The organism is Rothia sp. LK2492 (assembly GCF_040946345.1).
Lineage (GTDB): Bacteria > Actinomycetota > Actinomycetes > Actinomycetales > Micrococcaceae > Rothia > Rothia endophytica.
Map to the genome: position 1 here is coordinate 198862 of NZ_JAYWLX010000004.1, position 19711 is coordinate 218572.

General features: G+C 57.7%; 13 protein-coding genes. 6 read left to right on the forward strand and 7 right to left on the reverse strand.

Going from position 1 to position 19711, the window contains the following annotated elements; genetic code table 11:
• Positions 1-48 precede the first annotated feature (48 nt).
• Positions 49-1461, forward strand: a complete 1413-nt coding sequence (locus tag VVR27_RS06405; protein WP_368547620.1) for an LLM class flavin-dependent oxidoreductase — start codon at positions 49-51, stop codon at positions 1459-1461.
• Between the two features lie 175 nt (positions 1462-1636).
• Positions 1637-2845 (forward strand): glucose-1-phosphate adenylyltransferase family protein, encoded by a 1209-nt coding sequence (locus VVR27_RS06410; RefSeq protein ID WP_368547621.1) that lies wholly within the window; start codon positions 1637-1639, stop codon positions 2843-2845.
• Positions 2846-2875: 30 nt separating this feature from the next.
• Here the strand turns inward: VVR27_RS06410 and cls are convergent, their stop codons facing one another.
• A complete protein-coding gene (cls, locus tag VVR27_RS06415) occupies positions 2876-4372 on the reverse strand; it encodes a cardiolipin synthase (protein ID WP_368547622.1) in 1497 nt (498 codons plus the stop codon).
• Positions 4373-4467: 95 nt separating this feature from the next.
• On the opposite strand from cls, the gene VVR27_RS06420 reads away from it, so the two are divergent.
• The gene (locus VVR27_RS06420; RefSeq protein ID WP_368547623.1) at positions 4468-5121 is read left to right on the forward strand and encodes a TetR/AcrR family transcriptional regulator; all 654 of its coding nucleotides are present in this window, start codon (positions 4468-4470) and stop codon (positions 5119-5121) included.
• Positions 5122-5248: 127 nt separating this feature from the next.
• Positions 5249-6211: an NAD(P)-dependent oxidoreductase gene (locus VVR27_RS06425; RefSeq protein WP_368547624.1), complete on the forward strand. Its 963-nt coding sequence runs from the start codon at positions 5249-5251 to the stop codon at positions 6209-6211.
• A gap of 208 nt (positions 6212-6419) precedes the next feature.
• Here VVR27_RS06425 and VVR27_RS06430 read toward each other — a convergent pair whose 3' ends face one another.
• Positions 6420-8171: an ABC transporter ATP-binding protein gene (locus VVR27_RS06430; RefSeq protein WP_346872633.1), complete on the reverse strand. Its 1752-nt coding sequence runs from the start codon at positions 8169-8171 to the stop codon at positions 6420-6422.
• Positions 8172-8253: 82 nt separating this feature from the next.
• Between VVR27_RS06430 and VVR27_RS06435 the strand changes: the two genes are divergently transcribed.
• Complete coding sequence (locus VVR27_RS06435) at positions 8254-8874, forward strand: PH domain-containing protein (protein WP_368547625.1); 621 nt, start codon at positions 8254-8256, stop codon at positions 8872-8874.
• A gap of 108 nt (positions 8875-8982) precedes the next feature.
• Here the strand turns inward: VVR27_RS06435 and VVR27_RS06440 are convergent, their stop codons facing one another.
• The 3 genes from VVR27_RS06440 to VVR27_RS06450 form a co-directional block, all read right to left on the reverse strand.
• Positions 8983-10191 carry an ABC transporter permease gene (locus VVR27_RS06440; RefSeq protein ID WP_368547626.1) on the reverse strand — a complete coding sequence of 403 codons (1209 nt, stop codon included), beginning with the start codon at positions 10189-10191 and terminating at the stop codon, positions 8983-8985.
• Positions 10191-11723, reverse strand: a complete 1533-nt coding sequence (locus tag VVR27_RS06445; RefSeq protein WP_368547627.1) for an ABC transporter permease subunit — start codon at positions 11721-11723, stop codon at positions 10191-10193. The genes VVR27_RS06440 and VVR27_RS06445 overlap by 1 nt, the downstream gene beginning before the upstream one ends.
• A 144-nt stretch (positions 11724-11867) precedes the next feature.
• Entirely contained in the window at positions 11868-13646 is a 1779-nt protein-coding gene (locus VVR27_RS06450) for an ABC transporter family substrate-binding protein (RefSeq protein ID WP_368547628.1), read from the reverse strand.
• A gap of 378 nt (positions 13647-14024) precedes the next feature.
• Here VVR27_RS06450 and VVR27_RS06455 point away from each other — a divergent pair, with 378 nt between their 5' ends.
• Positions 14025-14498, forward strand: coding sequence for a GNAT family N-acetyltransferase (locus VVR27_RS06455; protein ID WP_368547629.1), 474 nt, complete (start codon positions 14025-14027; stop codon positions 14496-14498).
• A gap of 94 nt (positions 14499-14592) precedes the next feature.
• On the opposite strand, the gene VVR27_RS06460 is transcribed toward VVR27_RS06455, so the two are convergent.
• Positions 14593-16698 carry a glucose PTS transporter subunit IIA gene (locus tag VVR27_RS06460; protein ID WP_368547630.1) on the reverse strand — a complete coding sequence of 702 codons (2106 nt, stop codon included), beginning with the start codon at positions 16696-16698 and terminating at the stop codon, positions 14593-14595.
• Between the two features lie 380 nt (positions 16699-17078).
• Positions 17079-19598: an HAD-IC family P-type ATPase gene (locus VVR27_RS06465; RefSeq protein WP_368547631.1), complete on the reverse strand. Its 2520-nt coding sequence runs from the start codon at positions 19596-19598 to the stop codon at positions 17079-17081.
• Positions 19599-19711 lie beyond the last annotated feature (113 nt).

The following is a 19711-nucleotide window of genomic DNA, read 5'->3' on the forward strand; positions in this document are numbered from 1 at the left end:
CGCTAGCCAGGCACGGGGTGTGAGGGCTGACCCGAAAGGCACCGGTTCATGACCGAGAAGAAGCGTATCGTTGTCAACGCGTTCGATATGACCACCACCAGCCACCAGAGCTTCGGCACCTGGCGTCACCCCCGCAACCGTGCGGATGAATACAACACCATCGAATACTGGACTGATCTGGCAAAGGTCTGCGAAAAGGGCCTCTTCGACGCTATCTTCATCGCCGACGTGGTGGGCGTCTACGATGTCTACAAGAACTCGGTGGCCGATGCCCTGCGCGACGGCGCGCAGGTTCCGGTGGGCGACCCCTTCCTGCACATTTCAGCCATGGCAGCGGTTACCAAAAACATTGGCTTCGGCGTCACCGCAGCTGCCACGTACAACCAGCCTTATACCCTGGCACGGTCCTACTCCACCCTTGACCACTTGACCCGCGGCCGCGTGGGCTTCAACGTGGTGACCAGCTACCTGGCGTCAGCTGCTGAAAACCAGGGCCTGCCAGCTCAGATCCCACACGATACCCGCTACGAGATCGCAGATGAGTTCTTGGATGTTTGCTACAAACTTTGGGAGGGTTCCTGGGAGGACGGCGCGGTGCTGCGTGACCGTGAAAATGGTATCTTCGCTGACCCCACCAAGGTGCACCCCATCGAGCATAAGGGGAAGCATTTCACCGTGCCCGGTATCGCCCTGTCTGAGCCCTCACCCCAGCGCACTCCGGTTATTTTCCAGGCGGGCGCATCATCCCGCGGCCAGCAGTTTGCTGGAAAGCACGCCGAGGCTATTTTCATCACCGCCCTGCGCCCCCACTTGACCAAGGTGCTGACCGGCCGCATCCGCGACGCTGTTGAAGCAGCGGGCCGTAACCGTGATGATGCCAAGATTCTTGCCATGCTCTCGGTTGTGGTTGATGAGACTGACGAGAAGGCGCAGGAAAAGTTCGAGGAGTACAAGAAGTACGCCAACTTAGAAGCTTCTCAGGCAATTATCGGCGGCTGGAGCGGTGTGGATCTCTCCCAGTTCGATGAGGACGAGGCGCTCAAGTACGTTGAGACCGAGTCGATTCAGTCCTTCCTGACCCCCTTCACCCTACAATCCAAGGATCGTGACTGGACGCGTCACGATATCGCTGAGCACTGCGCTACCGGCGGCATGGGCGAGGTCATCGTGGGCTCACCCCAGACCGTTGCCGATGAGCTAGAACGCTGGATTGACGAGGGTGGCCTGGACGGAATCAACCTTGCCTACCATGTTTCCCCGGGTTCCTTCGAAGACTTCGTGGAGTTCGTGGTGCCCGAACTGCAGAAGCGCGGCCGCTACCGCACCGCCTACGAAGGTTCCACCCTGCGGGAGAACCTCTTCGGTGAGGGCATCACCAAGGTGGCAGATACCCACCCGGCTGCAGCCTACCGCGGCGCCTACGTTGGTCAGCGCAGCGCCGCGGACGGCAACGTCCGCTAGGACAAGCTGACCGAAACGCCCCCGTGCGTCACCGGGAATCATCAGGAAACCTTCAAAAGTGTGGATGTGGAGTAAGACCGTACTTTTGAAGGTTTCTTTTGCTGTGCTCAGAGGCCTAAAGTGTGCGAGTATGGCTAGTACAAAGATGTGTACTTACTATTGAGAGTGGGTTGCCGTGTCAGATCCCTTTCCGCATACTCAGCAGCCGCCGACGGTCGCCCTGGTACTTGCCGGTGGCCGGGGGAGCAGGCTCTCGCCGCTGACCGATCACAGGTCTAAACCGGCTATCCCTTTCGCAGGTATCTACCGCATGATTGATGTTGCCCTGTCTAATCTGGCGCACTCTGGGCTGCGTCACGTCTGGGTGGTGGAGCAGTACCAGCCCTTCACCCTCAACCAGCATCTTGCCGGCGGACGCCCCTGGGACCTGGACGGCACCCGCGATGGTTTGCGTATTCTTCCGCCGGTTCAGGGTCATGCTGTGGATGGTTTTGCCAGCGGTAACGGGCACGCTCTCTACCAGCAGGTGCCTCTGCTGGAATCGGTGGGTGCACGGAACGTGATAGTGATGAGCGCAGACCACCTCTATCAGCTGGACCTGCGCCCGGTCCTTGAGCAGCACGATGAGCTTGGCTCTGACCTCACTATTGTGACGACCGAGATTGATGAGGACGCCTCCCGTTACGGGGTGGTGCGCACTGATGGTCAAAAGGTAGTTGCTTACGACTACAAACCCAAGGCTCCAGCGTCACAGAAGATTGTCACTGAGATCTTCGTTTTCTCGGTGACCGCCCTTCGAAACTCTCTGGATGCCTTGTTAGAGGGTGTCGACCGAGCTGATACCGACGCCGTGGGTGAGACTCTAGGGGATTACGGTGAGACTCTCATCCCCCACCTGGTTCAGCACGGTGCCGTGCACGAGTTTTTGATGGAGGGGTACTGGAAAGATGTGGGCACCGTTGACGCCTACTACCGTGCCCACATGGATTTATTAGAGGGTAAGGGGCTCCAGCTGGACGCCCCGGGGTGGGCTATTATTCCCCACCCAGACCCTTACGCGCCGGCCTATATCGCCCCCACTGCGCAGGTTCAGGGGTCTTTGGTGGCACACGGGGCTAGGGTTCACGGCCGTGTGGAACACAGCGTCATTGGCCCCGGAGTAACCGTAGAGGCAGGTGCGGTGGTTGAGCGCAGCATCATCATGGGCGATGCTCTGATTCCGGCGGGGTCACACCTGCGGGCTGTCATTGTGGATGTTGGCGCGAAGGTGCCAGCTGAGCAGATGGGGCAGATTAAACCCGGGCCGGGCAACATTACCGTACTGGCATACGAAGGTAGCGGTCAGGGGCGCCGCTTTGATGGTGAGGCAGTCGCCCCTGCCTAAGCAACTACCTTTATTGGGTCAGCAGCGCTGCTAGAGCAGGGCACTCCACAGCCGGCATACGTTCTCGGTAACCTTCTGATAAACGGGGCGGTTGATCCACTCGTCGTAGCGAAGCTCTTTGCATTCAGAGATATAGTCACTGGCAATACGCTCAAGTTCAGAGACCATGCCCCTGTCCACGATGAAGGTGGAAACCTCAAAGTTGAGGGCGAAGGAGCGGGGATCCATGTTGGAGGAACCGATGAAGGTTATTTCATCGTCCACAATCATGAACTTGGAATGGAGGACGGTGGGGCCGGGGTACTGCTGAATCTTGATCCCGGCGCGCAGTAGCTGCTCATAATAGGAGCGCTGACCCATGATGGGCAAGAATTGGTCGCCCTTTTCACACACGATGAGAGTGACTTCGATGCCGGACATCGCCATGTTGGTCAGTGCCTGCAAGAGGGTTTCTTCTGGTACGAAGTAGGGCGAGCAGACAGTGACCCGCTCTTCAGCGTTGTAGATCAGGTGGTTGATCAGACGTAGGTTATTTTCGGTTTCAAACCCGGGGCCTGAGGGCACAATTTGCGCTAAGGGACGCTGGTTGATGTTCACCTTGGCGTCGTTGATGATGCTGACGTCAATTTCTGAGAGCAGAAGTTCCTTGGTTTCTGCGTACCAGTCCGAGACGAACACAGCGTTGAGCTGGTGAACTACAGGACCGGTGCAGACATACGAGAGGTCCTTCCAGTTCAAGCCTTTTCGGAGGTTGCGTTTGAGGTTATAGGAACTGTGGATAGCGTTCTGTGACCCCGTGAAGGCGATTTCGCCGTCAATCACCACAATTTTGCGGTGGTTACGCAGGTCGGGGCGCTGCCACTGGCCCTTCCAGGGTTTGAGGGGCAACATGAGACGCCAGGGCACTCCGGCAGCGGTGAGTTTGCGCTGTAGCTCCCTCCACCGAGGGTATTTGCGGGCGCCAATATGGTCAATGAGCACCCGGACGCTCACTCCGCGCTCGTGGGCGCGCACCAGGGCGTCCCAGAGGGGCTCGGTGGCGGTGTCTAGGGCGGTGATATAGAACTCAAAGTGGACATAGGTGGTTGCTTTGTCAATCTGTTCAGCGAGCTCTGCCAGGGCATCGTTGTTGCTTTCTCGCAGATCAAACTTGTTGCCGCCAATGAGAGGAAGAGCTCCCAGCCTGTAGTTAAGGTTGGCTGCTACACGCGCGGGTTCAGAAATTTCCACCTCGCCCAAAACTGCGTCCTCACCGCCGATGACATCTTTGATGATTTGGTTCATGGCCCGCTGACGGCTGCGCCGGTGCTTGGGCACCAGGTTAGAGCCGAAGACCAGGAAGGCGATGAGACCTAAGAAGGGAATGAAGAAGATGGCCATCAGCCAACCCAGAGCCACCACCGGTTTGCGGTTATAGGGCAGCCAAAATATTACGGTCAGGCGGATCAGAACATCGATAACGACCAAAGTTACCGATAGCCAGTCCGGAATATTAGGGATGTCGATGGTGGGCAAGAATAAGTTCACCGTTCTGAGTCTACCGTTAGGTGTGACAAGATGCGCTCGTACTTGCCTGAGTCTTTGCCCCCCCGGTGATGGAAGTAAGCGGCTAGACTGGGAGAGTGAGCAAACCTGAGAAGTCTGTGCGCCAAGCGCGCCGTGAACGCACCCATACTGCAATCCACACCGCAGCCTTGGCGCTGGTAGCTGAGAAGGGTTTGAAAGAAACCACCACTGATGAAATAGCGGCCGAAGCTCAGGTGAGCCCTCGCACCCTCTTCAATTATTTTGCGGTGAAAGAGGACGCCGTGATGGGTTTACGTGCCCCAGAACTCACCGAGCAGATTCTTGAGAAGGACGCCGCGCGTCAGCACCTGGATTTTTTCGAGCGTCTCACCCACCTTCTGCTCGATATTATCGTGGCTTCAGTAGATGGCCCTACGTATACGCAGGTGCAGGATCTTATCTCGCGTTACCCGGAGCTACGCTACCGCATGCGACTGCATAATCTCGAGTGCGAAAAGACCTTACAGGCATTTTTGCTCACCGTTGACTGGCCAGCCTTTAGGGTAGCTGGCCGCCGCGGGCCCTTCCCCTTTAATACGGCCAACACCGCCTCTGCCGCTGGTGAGGAGAAAGCCAGCGCGGCCGTTCACCTTGCAACCGCCCTTTTACGGCACCTAGACTTTGTGCGCGGTGTGCCGGAGGAGGCTGAGCGCCAGCAGCTGGTGAGTGAGGCTGTGCAGACCTTCCGTTACCTCTTGCGCGAAGATTAAACCGCGGGCGCTGTGCCCACCTATTTTCGAAGACCAATCAGCGTCATTTCTTGTGCTCCAGCTCGCACCCTTGGGTAGAGTGGTACTGTACCCGCAGTGCCAACGGCTGCGCTTTTGAGGAGATTTCGTGAAAATTCTTGTTCCTACCTCTGTCACCCTGGATGAGTCCCGCCTGGGTCTTGAGGCGGAAGACACCGTGGTGTCCTATGACCCTACCGTGAACATTGACGCTGAACACTATGACGCTGATGTGCTGATTTCTTGGGCTAACACTAATGAACAGCTAAAGGACGCCGCCGCTCACCTTGAACAGGTGGAGCTGGTTCAGTCGCTTCTAGCTGGCCCGGATCAGGCACGCGCAGCGGGCTTCCGTCAGGAGGCTGTTATTACCTCGGGGATCGGTCTTCACTCCAAGACCGTGGCGGAGCATGCTCTGGCGCTGACCCTGAACTTTGTTCGCTTCTTGCCGACCCTGGCAGAGCACCAAGACCGCAGCAACTGGGCTGGGGAACTGGGCGGGGCGCAGGAGCTTCACCCCGCTGACCAGGTCACCACCCTGCTGGATGCCAAGGTCACCATCTGGGGCTTTGGCTCTATTGGCACTACTACGGCCCGCCTTTTCCAGACGTTCGGCGCTCAGGTGACCGGTGTGGCGACCACCGCCGGTGAGCGTGAAGGCTTCCCCGTAATTGCTACCGAGGATATCGATAGCGTTCTGCCCGAGACCGACATCCTCGTGATGATTCTGCCCAATTCTGAAGCTACGCAGAACGCTTTGAATGCCGCGCGTCTGGCTAAGTTGCCTACCCGCGCTTACATCATCAACGTGGGCCGCGGCCCTACCGTTAATGAAGCTGACCTGGTCGCTGCTCTCAATGAGGGCAGTATTGCTGGGGCTGGTATCGATGTAGCGGTGACTGAACCCCTGCCTGCTGATAACCCGCTCTGGGCTGCTAAGAACATTGTGATTACGCCGCACTCTGCTGGCGGCCGCCCTGTAGACCCTGAGAGCCTTATTGCGCAAAACCTGCAGGCCTTGCGTGACACCCGCGCCGGCAAGGATGCCGACTGGCGCAACAAAATGAACTAGCTTCTCCTGCTTAATAAGAAGTGACCGGATCTTTACAATGTGTAAAGATCCGGTCACTTCTTTTTAAACGCTGAGGTAGGGTCCACCTACATCCCTCAGCACAAGAAATAAATTCCGCGTAGCTGGTCGGGGCTGGCGTGAATCGCCTTGTGAGCGAAGCGAACCGGGCGAGAGGGTCAGCTACGCGGAATTTACTTTTTGTGCGCCTTTAGCTGACGACGGCGCCGGTTTCTTCGAGCAACTTGGCGCGGAGCTCGCGGCGCTGGGCCTGAGCGTCGGGATCAGGGAGGGGCACAGCGGCCAGCAGGCGCTGGGTGTAGACCTCGCGGGGGTGACGCAGAATCTGCTCGCGAGGGCCTTGCTCTACGATTTCACCGCGGCGCATCACGGCGATGCGATCGGCCAGGGCGTCGATGACGGCGAGGTCGTGGGTGACGAAGAGGCAGGCGAAGCCCATTTCGGCTTGGAGTTCTTGGAAGAGTTCAAGGACGCGCGCCTGCACGGAGACGTCCAGCGCAGAGGTGGGTTCGTCGGCAATCAGCAGCTTGGGTTTGAGCGATAGGGCGCGGGCGATGCCTACGCGCTGTTTCTGACCGCCGGAGAGCTCGTGGGGGTAGCGGTTGCGGTAGGAGCGGGGGAGCTCCACGCGGTCCAGGAGTTCTTCGATGCGCTTTTGCAGCTCGGCACCCTTGGCGACGCCGGCGAGCATCATGGGTTCGCCGATGGATTCGCCGATGGGCAGGCGGGGGTTGAGGGAGGATGAGGGGTCCTGGAAGACCATACCGACGTCCTTGCGTACCTGGGCGAGGTTCTTGCGGGAGGGCTTGGTCATGTTCACGCCGCAGACGGACAGTTCACCTTCGGCGACGTCCAGGAAGCCTACGGTGGCGCGGCCGATGGTGGATTTACCGGAGCCTGATTCACCCACCAGGCCTAGTACTTCACCGGCACGGATTTCAAGGGTGGCGCCGGTGACGGCGCGGAAGGGCCCTACACGGCCCTGCTTGGGGTATTCCAGGGCAACGTCCTTGAGGGAGAGGATGACCTCGCCGCTGCGGGCTGGCGCTACCTTTTTGAGTATTTCGGTGGCGGGGCGGTTTTGTTCTGCAGCGTCATTGATGGCGGCGTTGACGTCGATTTCTTCGCCGCCCAGGTGCAGCACGGCGCTGAGCAGCGCCTGGGTGTATTCGTGCTGGGGGTTGTTAAAGACCTCGTGAATTTCGCCGGTTTCAACAATTTCGCCGCGGCGCATGACAGCTACACGGTCGGCGAGGTCGGCAACGACGCCCATATCGTGGGTAATCAGAATGATGGCTGAGTTCAGCTTCTTCTGCAGGTTGCGCATGAGCTGCAGAATCTCAGCCTGAACGGTCACGTCGAGAGCGGTGGTGGGTTCATCCGCAATCAGCAATTTGGGGTTGGTTGAGAGGGACTGGGCGATCATGGCGCGCTGACGCTGGCCGCCAGACATCTGGTGGGGGTAGGAGTTGAAGGCCTTGATGGGATCCGGCATTTCAACCATTTCCAGCATCTTGATAGCTTCTTCTTTCGCCTGGGCGGGAGCAATGTCTTTGTGCAGGCGTAGGGTTTCAACGATCTGGTCGCCGACGGTCATGACCGGGTTCATGGCGGTCATGGGCTCCTGGAAGATCACGGCGACTTCTTCACCGCGTACCGAGAGCAGGTCGGTGTTAGAGAGACCCACCAGCTCGCGGCCGTTGAGCTGGACAGAGCCGGTGACGCGGGCGTTCTTGGGCAGCAGTCCGATGGTGCCCATGGATGAGACTGATTTGCCGGAGCCTGATTCACCGACGATGGCGAGAACTTCGCCGGCGTGGACCTCGTAGTCAAGACCGATGGCTGCGGGCACCCACTGGCGGTCGACGCCGAAGTCAACGCTGAGGTCGCGAACCTTCAGCACGGGCTGTGAGCCGGTCGCTTGTACGTTTGGAGTGTTCACTGGTTTTCCCAACTCTTGTTCGTGGTGTGAGGAGGTTTGTCGTTTTATGCTGTGATAGCTATATCTGGAAGAATACGAGACTATGAAGTCTCAGTATTTGCAGAACCCACCGGTTGTTTTCCGGGCTAAGAGCGGCCCCTGGTACACCGGCTTTGCCGTGCTAGTGGCGGTGAGCGTGCTGGTTGCGTTGGCCTTCAGCAGTGGTTTATCCGCGGTGGTGACGCGGGGTTGGTCGCTGATTTTTTTGGCCTACGCTATCTGGTACACCCTGGGGCGGTCGCATCTGGTGGTGGGGGAGGAAGACATCACAGTAGTGAATCCTTTTTGGACCCACACCGTGAATTATGCGGCGCTGATTGATGTATCAACCCGGTATAACCTGACCCTGGTGACTGCTCAGAAGCGTTACCAGGCCTTTGGTATTCCTGCCGGTGGCATGGTAGCTTCCCGCCGGGCTCGCCCGGCTGACCTTGAGCGCTTGCCTTCCATTACCTACGGTGAGGGTGGCGCGGTGCGAACCTCTGATTTACCGAACTCCCTGGCGGGGTCGGTGGCTCTGATGATTCGCGGCTACTGGCAGGAGCAGGTGGAAGCCAATGCTCTTGCAGGTGTTCCGGCCGTCTGCCGTTCTAAGGCTGACCTTGCGGGTAGCGTTCTCTTTGCTGTGCTGCTGGTGCTCGCTGTCATCGGGTTGATGATCTAGCACCAGGGCACGGGTTCTGCTTCTCTATGTAGTTATCACGTGAAGTTCTTATCAGCGGTGGCGGGTGGTCCGGGGGGCGGCCCGCCACCGCTTTGATGTAGCCCTGGGTTAGCCCTGGGGCGGACGCTTGTCGTCGTGAGGGTTCTGCGGGTCAAGGTCCTGGTTGATGGAGTCCGAGGTGCGTGAGCTTTCGGGGCGATCAACTTCAGCGGCAACAGAGGTGTCCACCCTGACCAGGCCAGCAGTTGCCGGTGCGGCAAAACCGTCGATACCCACACCGTTTTCGGCGGAGTGAGCGGTGCGTTCGGTAGCCTTCTTGGGGTTGAACTTCTTCTGACGTGGGTCAAAGGCATCGCGCAGGCCATCGCCCACGAAGTTGATGGCCAGTGACAGGGTCAGGATGAAGAGGCCGGGGAACCAGAAGAGCCAGGGGCGGGTAGCGAAGGCTGCCTGGTTGGCTGAGATGATGGAGCCCAGTGACCAGTCCGGTGCCTTGATGCCGAAGCCCAGGTAAGACAGGGCAGTTTCGGTGAGGATAGCGGTGCTCATCATCAGCGATACGTTCACGGTTACTACGCCGATGGCGTTGGGCAGGATGTGCTTGAAGATGATGCGCATATCTGATGCACCGGCCAGACGGGCAGCGTCCACAAACTCACGCTCGCGCAGGGTCAGGAACTCAGCGCGGACCAAACGAGCGAGTGAAGACCAGAAGAGCAGACCAACCACGATACCGAACATGATGGTGTTCCAGATACCGTTGAAGTAGCTACCTGCGAGCTTACCCAGCACGGCGGTGAGCAGGATGAGCGGGATGATGATAACCATGTCGGTAAAGCGCATGATGACCGCTTCAACCCAGCCGCGGTAGTAGCCAGCTAGGCCGCCGAAGAGCACACCCAGCATGGCAGCGATGCTGGTAATCAGCAGAACTACCAGCACGGTGTTCTGAGTGCCGCGCATGGTCATGGCGAAGAGGTCACGACCGGTGGCGTCCTGCCCGAACCAGTGGGTGGCATTGGGTGCGCCGCCGTTGAGCACGGGCTGCATTTCGGTGTGGTTGTAGCCCCACCAGCCGGGGATGGGGCCCACGCCAATAGAGGTCAGCGCTAGCAGCAGAATCGCGATAATGACGAAAACCGAGGCTACAGCACCGGTGTTCTGGAAGAAGCGCTTGCGCACAATCTGTCCCTGGGTTTTACCCACGGACTCTTGGGCACGGATATCAACGTTAGTTTCGATCGAGCGCAGGGCGGTAGTTTCGGTGGTGGGTTCCTTATCGGCTGATACGGAGCCGTTGGTGTTTTTGGTGCTCATTATGCTTTCACCCTCACGCGCGGATCGAGTGCTGAGTAGAGAAGGTCAGCAACCAGGTTGAAGACGAGCGCCATGATACCGGTGACCAAGAAGACGCCCATGACGGGGTTGGGGTCGGTGTGCGCCAGCGAATCAAGGAAGAGGGTACCCATGCCCTTGAAGGCGAAGATACGCTCGGTGATGGCTGCGCCGCCGATGATACTTCCGATATCCATGGCGATGATGGTTGCCAGGGGAATCAGAGCGTTGCGGAAGGCGTGCTTCATCACCACGGTGCGCTCGGAGACACCCTTAGCGCGAGCGGTACGGATGTAGTCCTGGTTCATGATTTCCAGCATGGACGCACGCGAGTAGCGTGAGTAGGCTGCCAAGGAGATCAGGGTGAGGGCTACGGTGGGCAGCAGGATGTGGGTGAGCGTGTCGGTGCTTAGAATCCAGAAGTCGCCCTGCAGGTTGGGGGTTGAAGCGTTAGCGGTGGGGATGGGGCGTCCCTTAATGCGGCTGTTGCCCACGTAGTCGGGCCAGGCCTGCATGAAGCGGTCGACAATAATCAGCAGAGCCATGGCGAGGCCGGAGAGCATACCCACGCGGGCGCCCTGGCCCTTATCGTAGCCGCCCCAGAGAAGACCAACTACCCAGCCCACCAGCATCATGGCCACTGCGATGATGACGACCATGAGGAAGGTTGCTTGGTTGAGGAGGCTCTGAATGGGGAAGTAGATCGCAAGACCAACGACGACCATGGTGAGACCAGCACCCAGGGCTCGGCGGTTGCGCATACCCGAGACTAAAACGGTGAAGAGCAGGGCAGCAATGACGCCAAGCGGCAGCAGGAAGGGAATACCCAGGAAGGGGTTGCTCAGCCATTCAGTGGCTGAAACGAAGATAATGAGCCCGGCGGTGAGCACGAAGCCCAACACACCCATGAGGTAGCGGGTCTTCTGCTTCCCGAAGGAGGCTGAGTACCAGAAGAGACCTGCTAGCGCAGCGATAATCAGCGTGGTCGGTATCGTAACCGTTGGGTTTCTCAAGAAGTTGTTAAAGCCAATAGCCAGGAACTCCTTGAGCAGCACTGCAATCCAGAAGGAGGGCAGAGAGAAGAAGAGGAAGCTGAGGAAGGTGATGGTGTAATCAAGGCCTGAGTACTGGCGCAGTGCTGAGACGATGCCCAGGCTGATACCAATCAGGATTGCAAGGATGGTGGAGGCAACAACCAAGGTAAGGGTCTGCAGAATTGCGTTAGAGAGCAACTGAGTGACCGGTGTACCGGCAATGTTGGAGCCGAAGTCACACTTACCCGCGAAGCACCCCAGGATGCCGCCCATCCATTTGAAATAGCGCAGGGGGGCTGGGGTGTCCAAATCGAGGAGCGCGATGCGCTGAGCAATAAGAGCGTCTTTATTGGGTGACTGGCTGGTGCGCAGCTCTTCGAGGGGATCGCCCGCGATAGCTACGAGGTTATAAATGAGGAAGGATGCACCGAAAAGAATAAAGACCGCGGTGATCAAACGCCTCACTGAATACATGAACATGATGAATCCTGAAAGGGTTAGGGGAAATTCGCTAAAGAAGGGGCCCTGTAGAACAGCCAGAAGGCGCGGACGCTACTGAGCGTCCGCGCCAAGTGACCCATGCAATCCACATGGATAGATGTGGCGTGAGGAGGGCGGCAGGGATTATTCTGCCAAGTCCCATTCTTCAATGTTCCAGGTCAGGGGCTGCTGGCCGGGCTTGGGCTTCACGCCGGTCAGGTCGCTGTTGTAGGAAGTAACCGCGATGGACTGGAAGAGGGGCAGGCCGTAGGCGTCCTTGAAGATCTCGCCATCGGCTTCCTTCTTCAGATCCTCAATCTTGGTCTCATCAACTGTCTTCATAATCTCGTCAGCGTTAGCGTTGACGACATCGTTGGAGTAGCTGGTGAAGTTGGATGATGAACCTGCCTTGAAAATCTGGCCTAGAGCTGAGTTACCTACACCGCTGGAAACCCAGCCGAAGATGGAAGCGTCGTAGCCACCATCCTTACCGGTGGGCAGCAAGGATGACCACTGCTCGGAGCCTGCGTCTACCACGTCGAAGCCAGCCTTAGAAGCTGATTCCTGAATCATGGCGAAGGAGTTGACGCGGTTGGGGTTGGCAGTGTTGTAGAGGATGCGCACGGTGGGGGTCTTGCCGTCCAGCAGTTCCTTAGCCTTCTCGATGTTGGCATCAATATCATCGCTCGGGTACATATCCGAGTTGTTCTTGGAGACGGCATCATCGTAGTTCTCGGTATCTGAGACTACGTAGAGCTGGGAGTTGAGTACTTCAGCCTCGGGGTCCATGGGCTTGATGAGGCTGTCTACAATCTGCTGACGGGGAACGGTCAGCAGGAAGGCTTCACGGACGTCCTTGTCTTCAAAGACGCCGCCGGAGACCATGTTGAGATCCAGGTGATCGTAGGACTGGTCAGGCTGAACGGTGGTGGTGGTGTTCTCCAGCTCCTGCAGCTGTGAGACGGTGTCTACTGATGGCTGGGGAGCTACAGCGTCAACTTCGCCGTTCTTCAGAGCCTGGACCTGGGCGGAAGCGTCACCGTTGACGCGCAGTACAACTTCACCGATGGCGGGCTTGGTGTCACCCTGGTAATTCTCGTTAGCGGTCAGAGTGATGGACTGGTTCTCGACCACATCGGTAACCAGGTAGGGGCCGTTGCCCACGGTAAGTGCTTCATTCTCTGGCATGGTGGTGGTCTTGAAGCCGGTGTTCCATGCATCTGCAATCTTCTGCAGGTTTTCGTTCTCTTCACCGGGGGTAGCATTCTCGAGGGTTTCCACCAGGGTGTCCTCGTCCAGTCCAGCTAGTTCAGCTACAACGTGGGCAGGAGTGCCGTAGCTGTTGCCAGCCACATCGTAGGCAATTTCCCAGTCAGCAAAAGCCTGGGGGTAATTAAAGGTGATGCTGCGACCGTCCTCGCCAACCTCGGGCTTGCCGGCCTCAGACAGGCCCGCGGTTTCGCCAGCCCAGTCAAAGTAGGTAACGCCGTCTTCACCTTCACCGTTGAAGTAGCCGGACTGGACAGCCCAGGCAAGCAGGAGGTCACCCTTATCGATGTCGTTACCGTCGGACCACTTCTGGTCATCGTTGACCTTGTACGCGACCTTCATGCCTTCGCCCTCTTCGGTCATGTCGTATGAACCGAACCAGTCGTTGTGGCGAATATCGAACTCATCGGTGACGGTGTAGAAGCCCCGGCTAGTCATAGCTGTAATGATGCCACCGGTGTCAGAGTTGCCCCCGGCAGTCGCGGGGTTCAGCGTGGAGAAGACGTTGGTGATAGCGATGGAAGCTGACTTTGATGAGTCGGCTGAAGAATCGCCGGAAGCTGATGAACCTGAATCGGTGCTAGCGCAGGCTGAGAGAGCCAGGGCTGCGACTGCTGAGAGGCTCAGAGCTGAAGTGATGCGGGTCTTACGCATGAGGTGTCTCCTTGGGTAAAGGGAATAAGGATGGTGGCTAGGGATACCCGCCCAACGGCATCCACCACGGACGACGGGCCACCTTTTGACCTACCGGGGTAGTGGTAAAGGTGTGGTGGGTAACACTTTTAGTTTCCTAAATCTTAGACCATAGTTTCCTGTGGAAAGTACAAAAATCGAAAATTCTCTTGAAAAACTTGATGTGTGTTTGTAAGGGATAGGATTTTTTGAGTAAACCCGCACGTCACACCAGTTTTGCTACTGACCAGTATTTAAAAAAACTTAACAATAGCCTGTTAGTATCAATATCTGGTATAGCTCCCAAACCTTCACTTGGTGTAGCTGACAGCCCGGTGGCCTGCATATAGGCTGGTTTGCATGTTTGTTCTCAAGACTTTTAAAGAGCTCACCCTCGAAGAGCTCAACGAGATATATCTGCTGCGAGGCTTGGTCTTTGTGGTGGGGCAAAAGATTACCGAGGAAAACGAGATTGACCGGGCTGACCGGCAAGCTTTGCACTTCTTTCACGCTAACGAGGCAGGTGAGGTGCTCGCCTATCTTCGCCTCTTTGACCTGGGTGTTTTTTCTGATGATTCCCACCCTCTTGATCCTGGTGCCTGGTCGATGGGGCGAGTTGCGGTTCACCCCGATGCCCGCGGCACGGGCTTGGGTAGTGAGCTTTTGGGTGCCGCCATCGACTGGGTACGCACCACCACAGAGGCTCAACGCATCTCTATCAGCGCTCAGGCCTATCTCAAGGACCGTTACTACGGAGCCGCAGGGTTCAAGCAGGTGGGGGAGAACTACCTGGAGGCCGGGATCGACCACGTGCATATGGTACTAAAGCTCTAGGCGTAGGTAGATAAGCTGTAACTCCATCAAAAGAAGGGGGCCGCACCATCATGGTGCGGCCCCCTTCTTTTGAGGTTATACCTAAAGGGTCGGGTTACTTAGTGGTGATTTTTAGCAGAGTATCACCCAGAGCAACCGGGCCAACCTCACCGGTGACGTCCTCAAACTTCACGGTGTTAGTGACCAGCACGGGGGTAACCAGCGGGTAGCCGGCTTCGGTGATAATAGCCGGATCAAAGGTAAGTAGCACATCGCCTGCGGCAACCTGCTGGCCCTTCTCAACCTTCACATCGAAGCCCTTGCCAGCCAGGTTCACGGTGTCAATACCCACGTGAATCAGCAACTCAACGCCGCTATCCAGCTTGAGGCCAACAGCGTGACCCGATGACATGGTTGCGGTGACCTTACCTGCAGCAGGAGCCACCACGGTGTTACCGGTAGGTTCAATAGCCGCACCCTTGCCCAGCTTTGCTGCGGCGAAGATGGGATCGGGAACCTCAGACAGCGGAATAGCGCGTCCTTCAAGGGGAGCACCCAGAACTATTTCAGTTTCTGAATCGCTAGCCCAGGGAGCTGCGGCAGCTGAGGTTGCGGCCCCGACAGTAGCAGCAGCGGCAGGCGCAGCAACAGAAGTGGCAGGAGTAGCTGCGGGAGCTACCGCAGACTCGGTGGTGTCAGCGGTTGAAACGGCTGCAGCACGGGCCGCATCAGACTCAGCGCGCTGAGTCTTTGACTCGTAACCGAAGACCAGCACACCAGCCAGAGCGCCGAAGAAGGCGATAGCAAGACCGATAGCGTAAAGCGCTGAGGGCTGCATAGCGGGGATGGAGAGCAATGAGGTGAAAGCGAAAGCGTAGGACTTAACACCCAGTGCTGAGATGGTCGCACCACCGATGATAGCGGGGACCAGAATCAGGGGGAAGACGCGCTTGTAACGCAGAACCACACCGTAGAGGGAGGGCTCAGAGATACCGCCCAGCAGACCGGATGCGGCAGCGCCAGTAGCGGTCTGGCGCAGTTCCTTGTTGTTCTTAGCGCGGATAGCAACACCGGTGACTAGGCCAAAGACTGCAAAGTTGTAAGCGCCCATAGGAGACTGGATGAAGTCGGTGCCCATAGTCTGCAGGTTGTTAATCATGACGGCGTTCAGCGGCCAGTGCAGACCCAGGGGAACCATGAAGAGGTACAGACCGGCGATCAGACCACCGACGAGCCAGGGGGCCACTTCGTTGACGTTACCAATGACGTCCGAAATACCTAGTGCGAAGCGGATGCCGATGGGGCCAACCACGAAAGCAGTCAGGGGAACCAGGATCATCACAGAAATCATGGGGACAAAGACCATGTGCAGCATGGTGGGGATGACCTTCTTGAGGAAGCGCTCAAGGGGAGCCAGCAGGGCAGCAGCGAAGAGCGGCGGGAAGATCTGACCGGTGTAGTTGAAGACGTAGAGCGGGATCTCTAGACCGAAGAAGGGAACCTGAACAACACCGTCAACGGCGATGTCCTGGAAGCCCTGGAAGGTGCCGGTCATCAGAGCAGCGGGGATAGCCGCACCAACCCACATGTTAGCGCCCAGACGCTTAGCAGCGGTTGCACCAATCATGATAGGCATGAACTGTAGGACCGAGAGGGAAGCTGCCAGCAGAATGAACCAGAAGGGGAAAGCGGCACGCCACTCGTTAAGCATGGCAGCTGCAGCTTCGGGGTCTGACAGGCGGGGGCCGTTTACGATGTCAATGTTGACAACCTGGCCGGTGAGGTCGGTGTACTGACCGAAGAAACCAAACTGCTGCAAGAAGACAATCAGGGTAAGGATCATCGAGGTACCCAGCAGCGCCCAGAGGAGGGGGCGGAAGGAATCAGACAGGACATCAAAGACGCGGGTGAGGATGCCGGGCTTGTTGCCCTCATGCTCAGTGTTAGCGTCCACAGTGCCGCCGCCTACATTACTCATGCCGGGGAGCTTGAGCATCTCGTTGTAGACACCCTCAACCTTATCGCCCAGAACAACCTGTGTCTGGCCGGACTGCTCAATGATAGAGAGGACGCCGGGGATCTTCTCAATTTTGGTCTTATCGATAGCCGCATTGGACTGAGGGGTGACACGCAGGCGTGTGGCGCAGTGCGTGAAGTGAGAGATGTTCTCGGGGCCGCCCAGGCCCTCGAGGATGCTCTCGCCAATCTGTGAGTTATTCACGGATTTTTCCTTCGTGTGAGGTGCGGGTTGCTACTGGCTACTGCTTTCAACGGCAAAGGTGAGGTGGCTTTTTAACACCAAAAAGACCTGAGCTGTTTACTTTCTCCCGCCCCACAAGGAAGTAGAGCTGTGCTCTTCATCTTGAACTTCGGTGGAGATACACCGATGGTCTAAAGAGTTGTAAACAACCCAGGTCTTGCCTGCTTAACCAGTAACAATCCTGATGATTGAAATGAAGTTTTTCTGAGGTGTGAGCCCCATTCGCATAAAACGATACTCCGCTTATGGGCGGTGTGCAAGCCTATTTTTCGGGTGGAAAGAACGCCCCACGTGGCAGAGTGGGCGGTGACTAGACCTGCTTGTATCCTGATTCGATGTGACTAGTGTATCTGAGCTTTATCTGCGGCTTCCACTGCTTCTGGGTGCTTGGCACGTAGCCATGCCCTGTGTAAACGCAGGTTAACTTCCAGCAAGAAGCACCCCAGAACGGCAGAAGCTAGTGTTGCCAGTAAATATGTCCCCTGAGGCATGGAGAATTGGTGGTACCAGAGCGAAGGGGGTAGCAAGAGAACTAGAATCAGGCCTGCATACATGCCACCCACAATAGCTAGTCCCACCAGCTTGAAGGGACGCAGGACGGTGCTGATGTTGTAGATGCCCATCAGCGCCAGTGCACTGAAGGTCGCTGTCTGTAGGTGCATCGTGCTCTCGCCCTGGGTTCTGCCATAGCCATTGACGAAGACCAACACGCAGGTAATCACCAGCGCTGCGGGGAGCGCGAAGTGTAGAGCGCGTTGCAAGAAGCCGCTGACGTAGTGGCGTGTGTTGGGCAGCATGGTCAAGAGGAAGGCAGGACCGCCCACAATGAGCAAGTCAGCGGTGGAGTACTGGCGCGGGAGGAAGGGGAAGTTCCAGCACAGTAGACCCAGGGTAATGCCCAAAAGGATGGCAAAGGTGGTCTTGGTGAGGAAGAGATTGGTGACCCGCTCGATGTTGGCGATAATTTTGCGACCCTCGGCAAGCACTCCCGGCAGACGGTCGAACCTGCCATCCAATAGAATCAAACGCGAAACTGCCTTGGTGGCAGGGGCAGCGTTGCCCATAGCTATGCCTAAATCGGCATATTTCAAAGCTAGAGCATCATTAATGCCGTCACCCGTCATGGCAACAGTGCGCCCTTGAGATTTCAAAGCCAGCACCATATTTTTCTTCTGCTCGGGTGAGACTCTGCCAAAGACGCTGTTGTTTATGGCTGCTTGTGCTAACTTTTCACCGGTTTCAGGCAGTGCAGAGGCATCAACGGCGCCGGAGGTGACATCCATACCTGCCAGACGAGCAGCAGCGGCCACGGTCCGGGGGTTGTCGCCGGAGAAAACCTTCAGATCAATGCCCTGCTCCCTAAAGTAGGCGAGGGTAGCGGGAGCCTCTGCGCGTACCTGCTCACGGAAGGTCACAAAAAGCTGGGGTGTTAGCTGAGACGGGAGCACCGGGCTTACCTTGCCCTCCTCGCGGGCGAGCGCGGGTGCATGTGCAAGCACCATAGTACGCAAGCCACTGGTGGCTAGGTGTTCAGCTGTTTGCCTAGCCGGGTGCTCGACCGGGAGCAGAGCTTCTGGCGCTCCCAGCACCCAAGCGCCGGTACCGGTGAACTCCACAGCAGAAAAGCGAAGGGCAGAGGAAAAGGGTAGGGTGCCGGTTGCTGCCAGTGCAGGTACTTCACCGAAAGCGGGGTGCAGGGCGGCAGCGGTGGGGTTCGCATTCTCGTCAGCGCCAAACCAGGCTAGAGCACCCTGCCAACCCGTCACCGTGCCGGGAACGCTGATGCTCTGCCCTTCTGCTGTGAGCCGGGTGCCGACATCCTCACCCGGTGAAAGGTCAAGTGGTAGAACGCTGTTGAAGGCAACACCGCCCTCGGTCAGCGTACCGGTCTTGTCAAAGCAGACGGTATCTACGCGGGCCAGCATCTCAACGGCGGGCTGCTCCTGAATCAGTACCTCGGTGCGGGCCAGCTTGACTGAGGCCACCGCAAAGGAAATCGTGGTCATCAGAGCTAGACCCTGGGGAATCATGGCAGCCACCGATGATACAGAGGTGATCAGGGCATCACGCCAGGCGCCAGAATCAAGGGCCAGCTGCCAGCCGCCAGCGGCCTGCATCTGGCCGTTGAGCACAATCGCGATAATGGGAACCAGCGCCCAGGTAATCCAGGTGACCACCCGCTCCATACCCGTGCGAAGCTCCGAATGAATGGTGGTGAACTGGCGGGCTTCGGCTGTAATCTTAGCGGCACGGGAGGCCGCCCCCACTGCCGTTAGTCGCACCCTACCCGAGCCGCCAATCACAGAGGAGGCCGACAGGACGCCGTCCCCCGGCTGCTTACCCACGGGGTCGTTTTCACCGGTCAGCAGGGATTCATCGAGATCCAGCCCGTCGCTGGTGAGTACCACAGCATCGGCAGGGACCTGATCCCCGCGCTTGAGCAGAACTACGTCATCGAGAACCAGCTCATCGAGGCCAACCGGTACCAGCTTGCCATCGCGTAGGGCGGTAGCCGGGTCGCGGCGTAGCAGGGCAATGCGGTCGAGCTGGCGCTTAGCAGAGAACTCCTGGGTAAAACCGATAACCACGTTGGCAATAGCAGCTAAGAGAAAGAGCGTATCAAGCCAGGACCCCACCAGAATCACGGCCAGACCACAGAGACCCAGCACCAGGTTAAACATGGTGAAAAGGTGGCTGCGAATGATGGTGGCAGTGGAGCGGGAGGTCGCATTATTCTGCGTGTTGACCAGCCCAGCGATCTGACGCTCAGCCACCTGCTGATTGTTCAGCCCACCGACTTCAAGGACGCTGTCTGGAGGGACACTCACATTCACGCGGTGGGTAGACGCGGTGTGAGACATAGGAGCTCCTTGGGCAGAGGGACGAGGCAACAAGTGCCATACCCTACTAGCCTAGCGGGATAGAAACGTAGGGCACCTCAGCCGAGAGTATGAATTCCGCCCTGCTCACCCCT

Excerpts from the sequence above, each read along its gene's own strand:
- VVR27_RS06405 (WP_368547620.1), top strand. The coding sequence starts at position 49 with ATGACCGAGAAGAAGCGTATCGTTGTCAACGCGTTCGATATGACCACC.
- VVR27_RS06435 (WP_368547625.1), top strand. The coding sequence starts at position 8,254 with ATGAAGTCTCAGTATTTGCAGAACCCACCGGTTGTTTTCCGGGCTAAG.
- VVR27_RS06440 (WP_368547626.1), bottom strand. The coding sequence starts at position 10,191 with ATGAGCACCAAAAACACCAACGGCTCCGTATCAGCCGATAAGGAACCC.
- VVR27_RS06445 (WP_368547627.1), bottom strand. The coding sequence starts at position 11,723 with ATGTTCATGTATTCAGTGAGGCGTTTGATCACCGCGGTCTTTATTCTT.
- VVR27_RS06450 (WP_368547628.1), bottom strand. The coding sequence starts at position 13,646 with ATGCGTAAGACCCGCATCACTTCAGCTCTGAGCCTCTCAGCAGTCGCA.
- VVR27_RS06455 (WP_368547629.1), top strand. The coding sequence starts at position 14,025 with ATGTTTGTTCTCAAGACTTTTAAAGAGCTCACCCTCGAAGAGCTCAAC.
- VVR27_RS06465 (WP_368547631.1), bottom strand. The coding sequence starts at position 19,598 with ATGTCTCACACCGCGTCTACCCACCGCGTGAATGTGAGTGTCCCTCCA.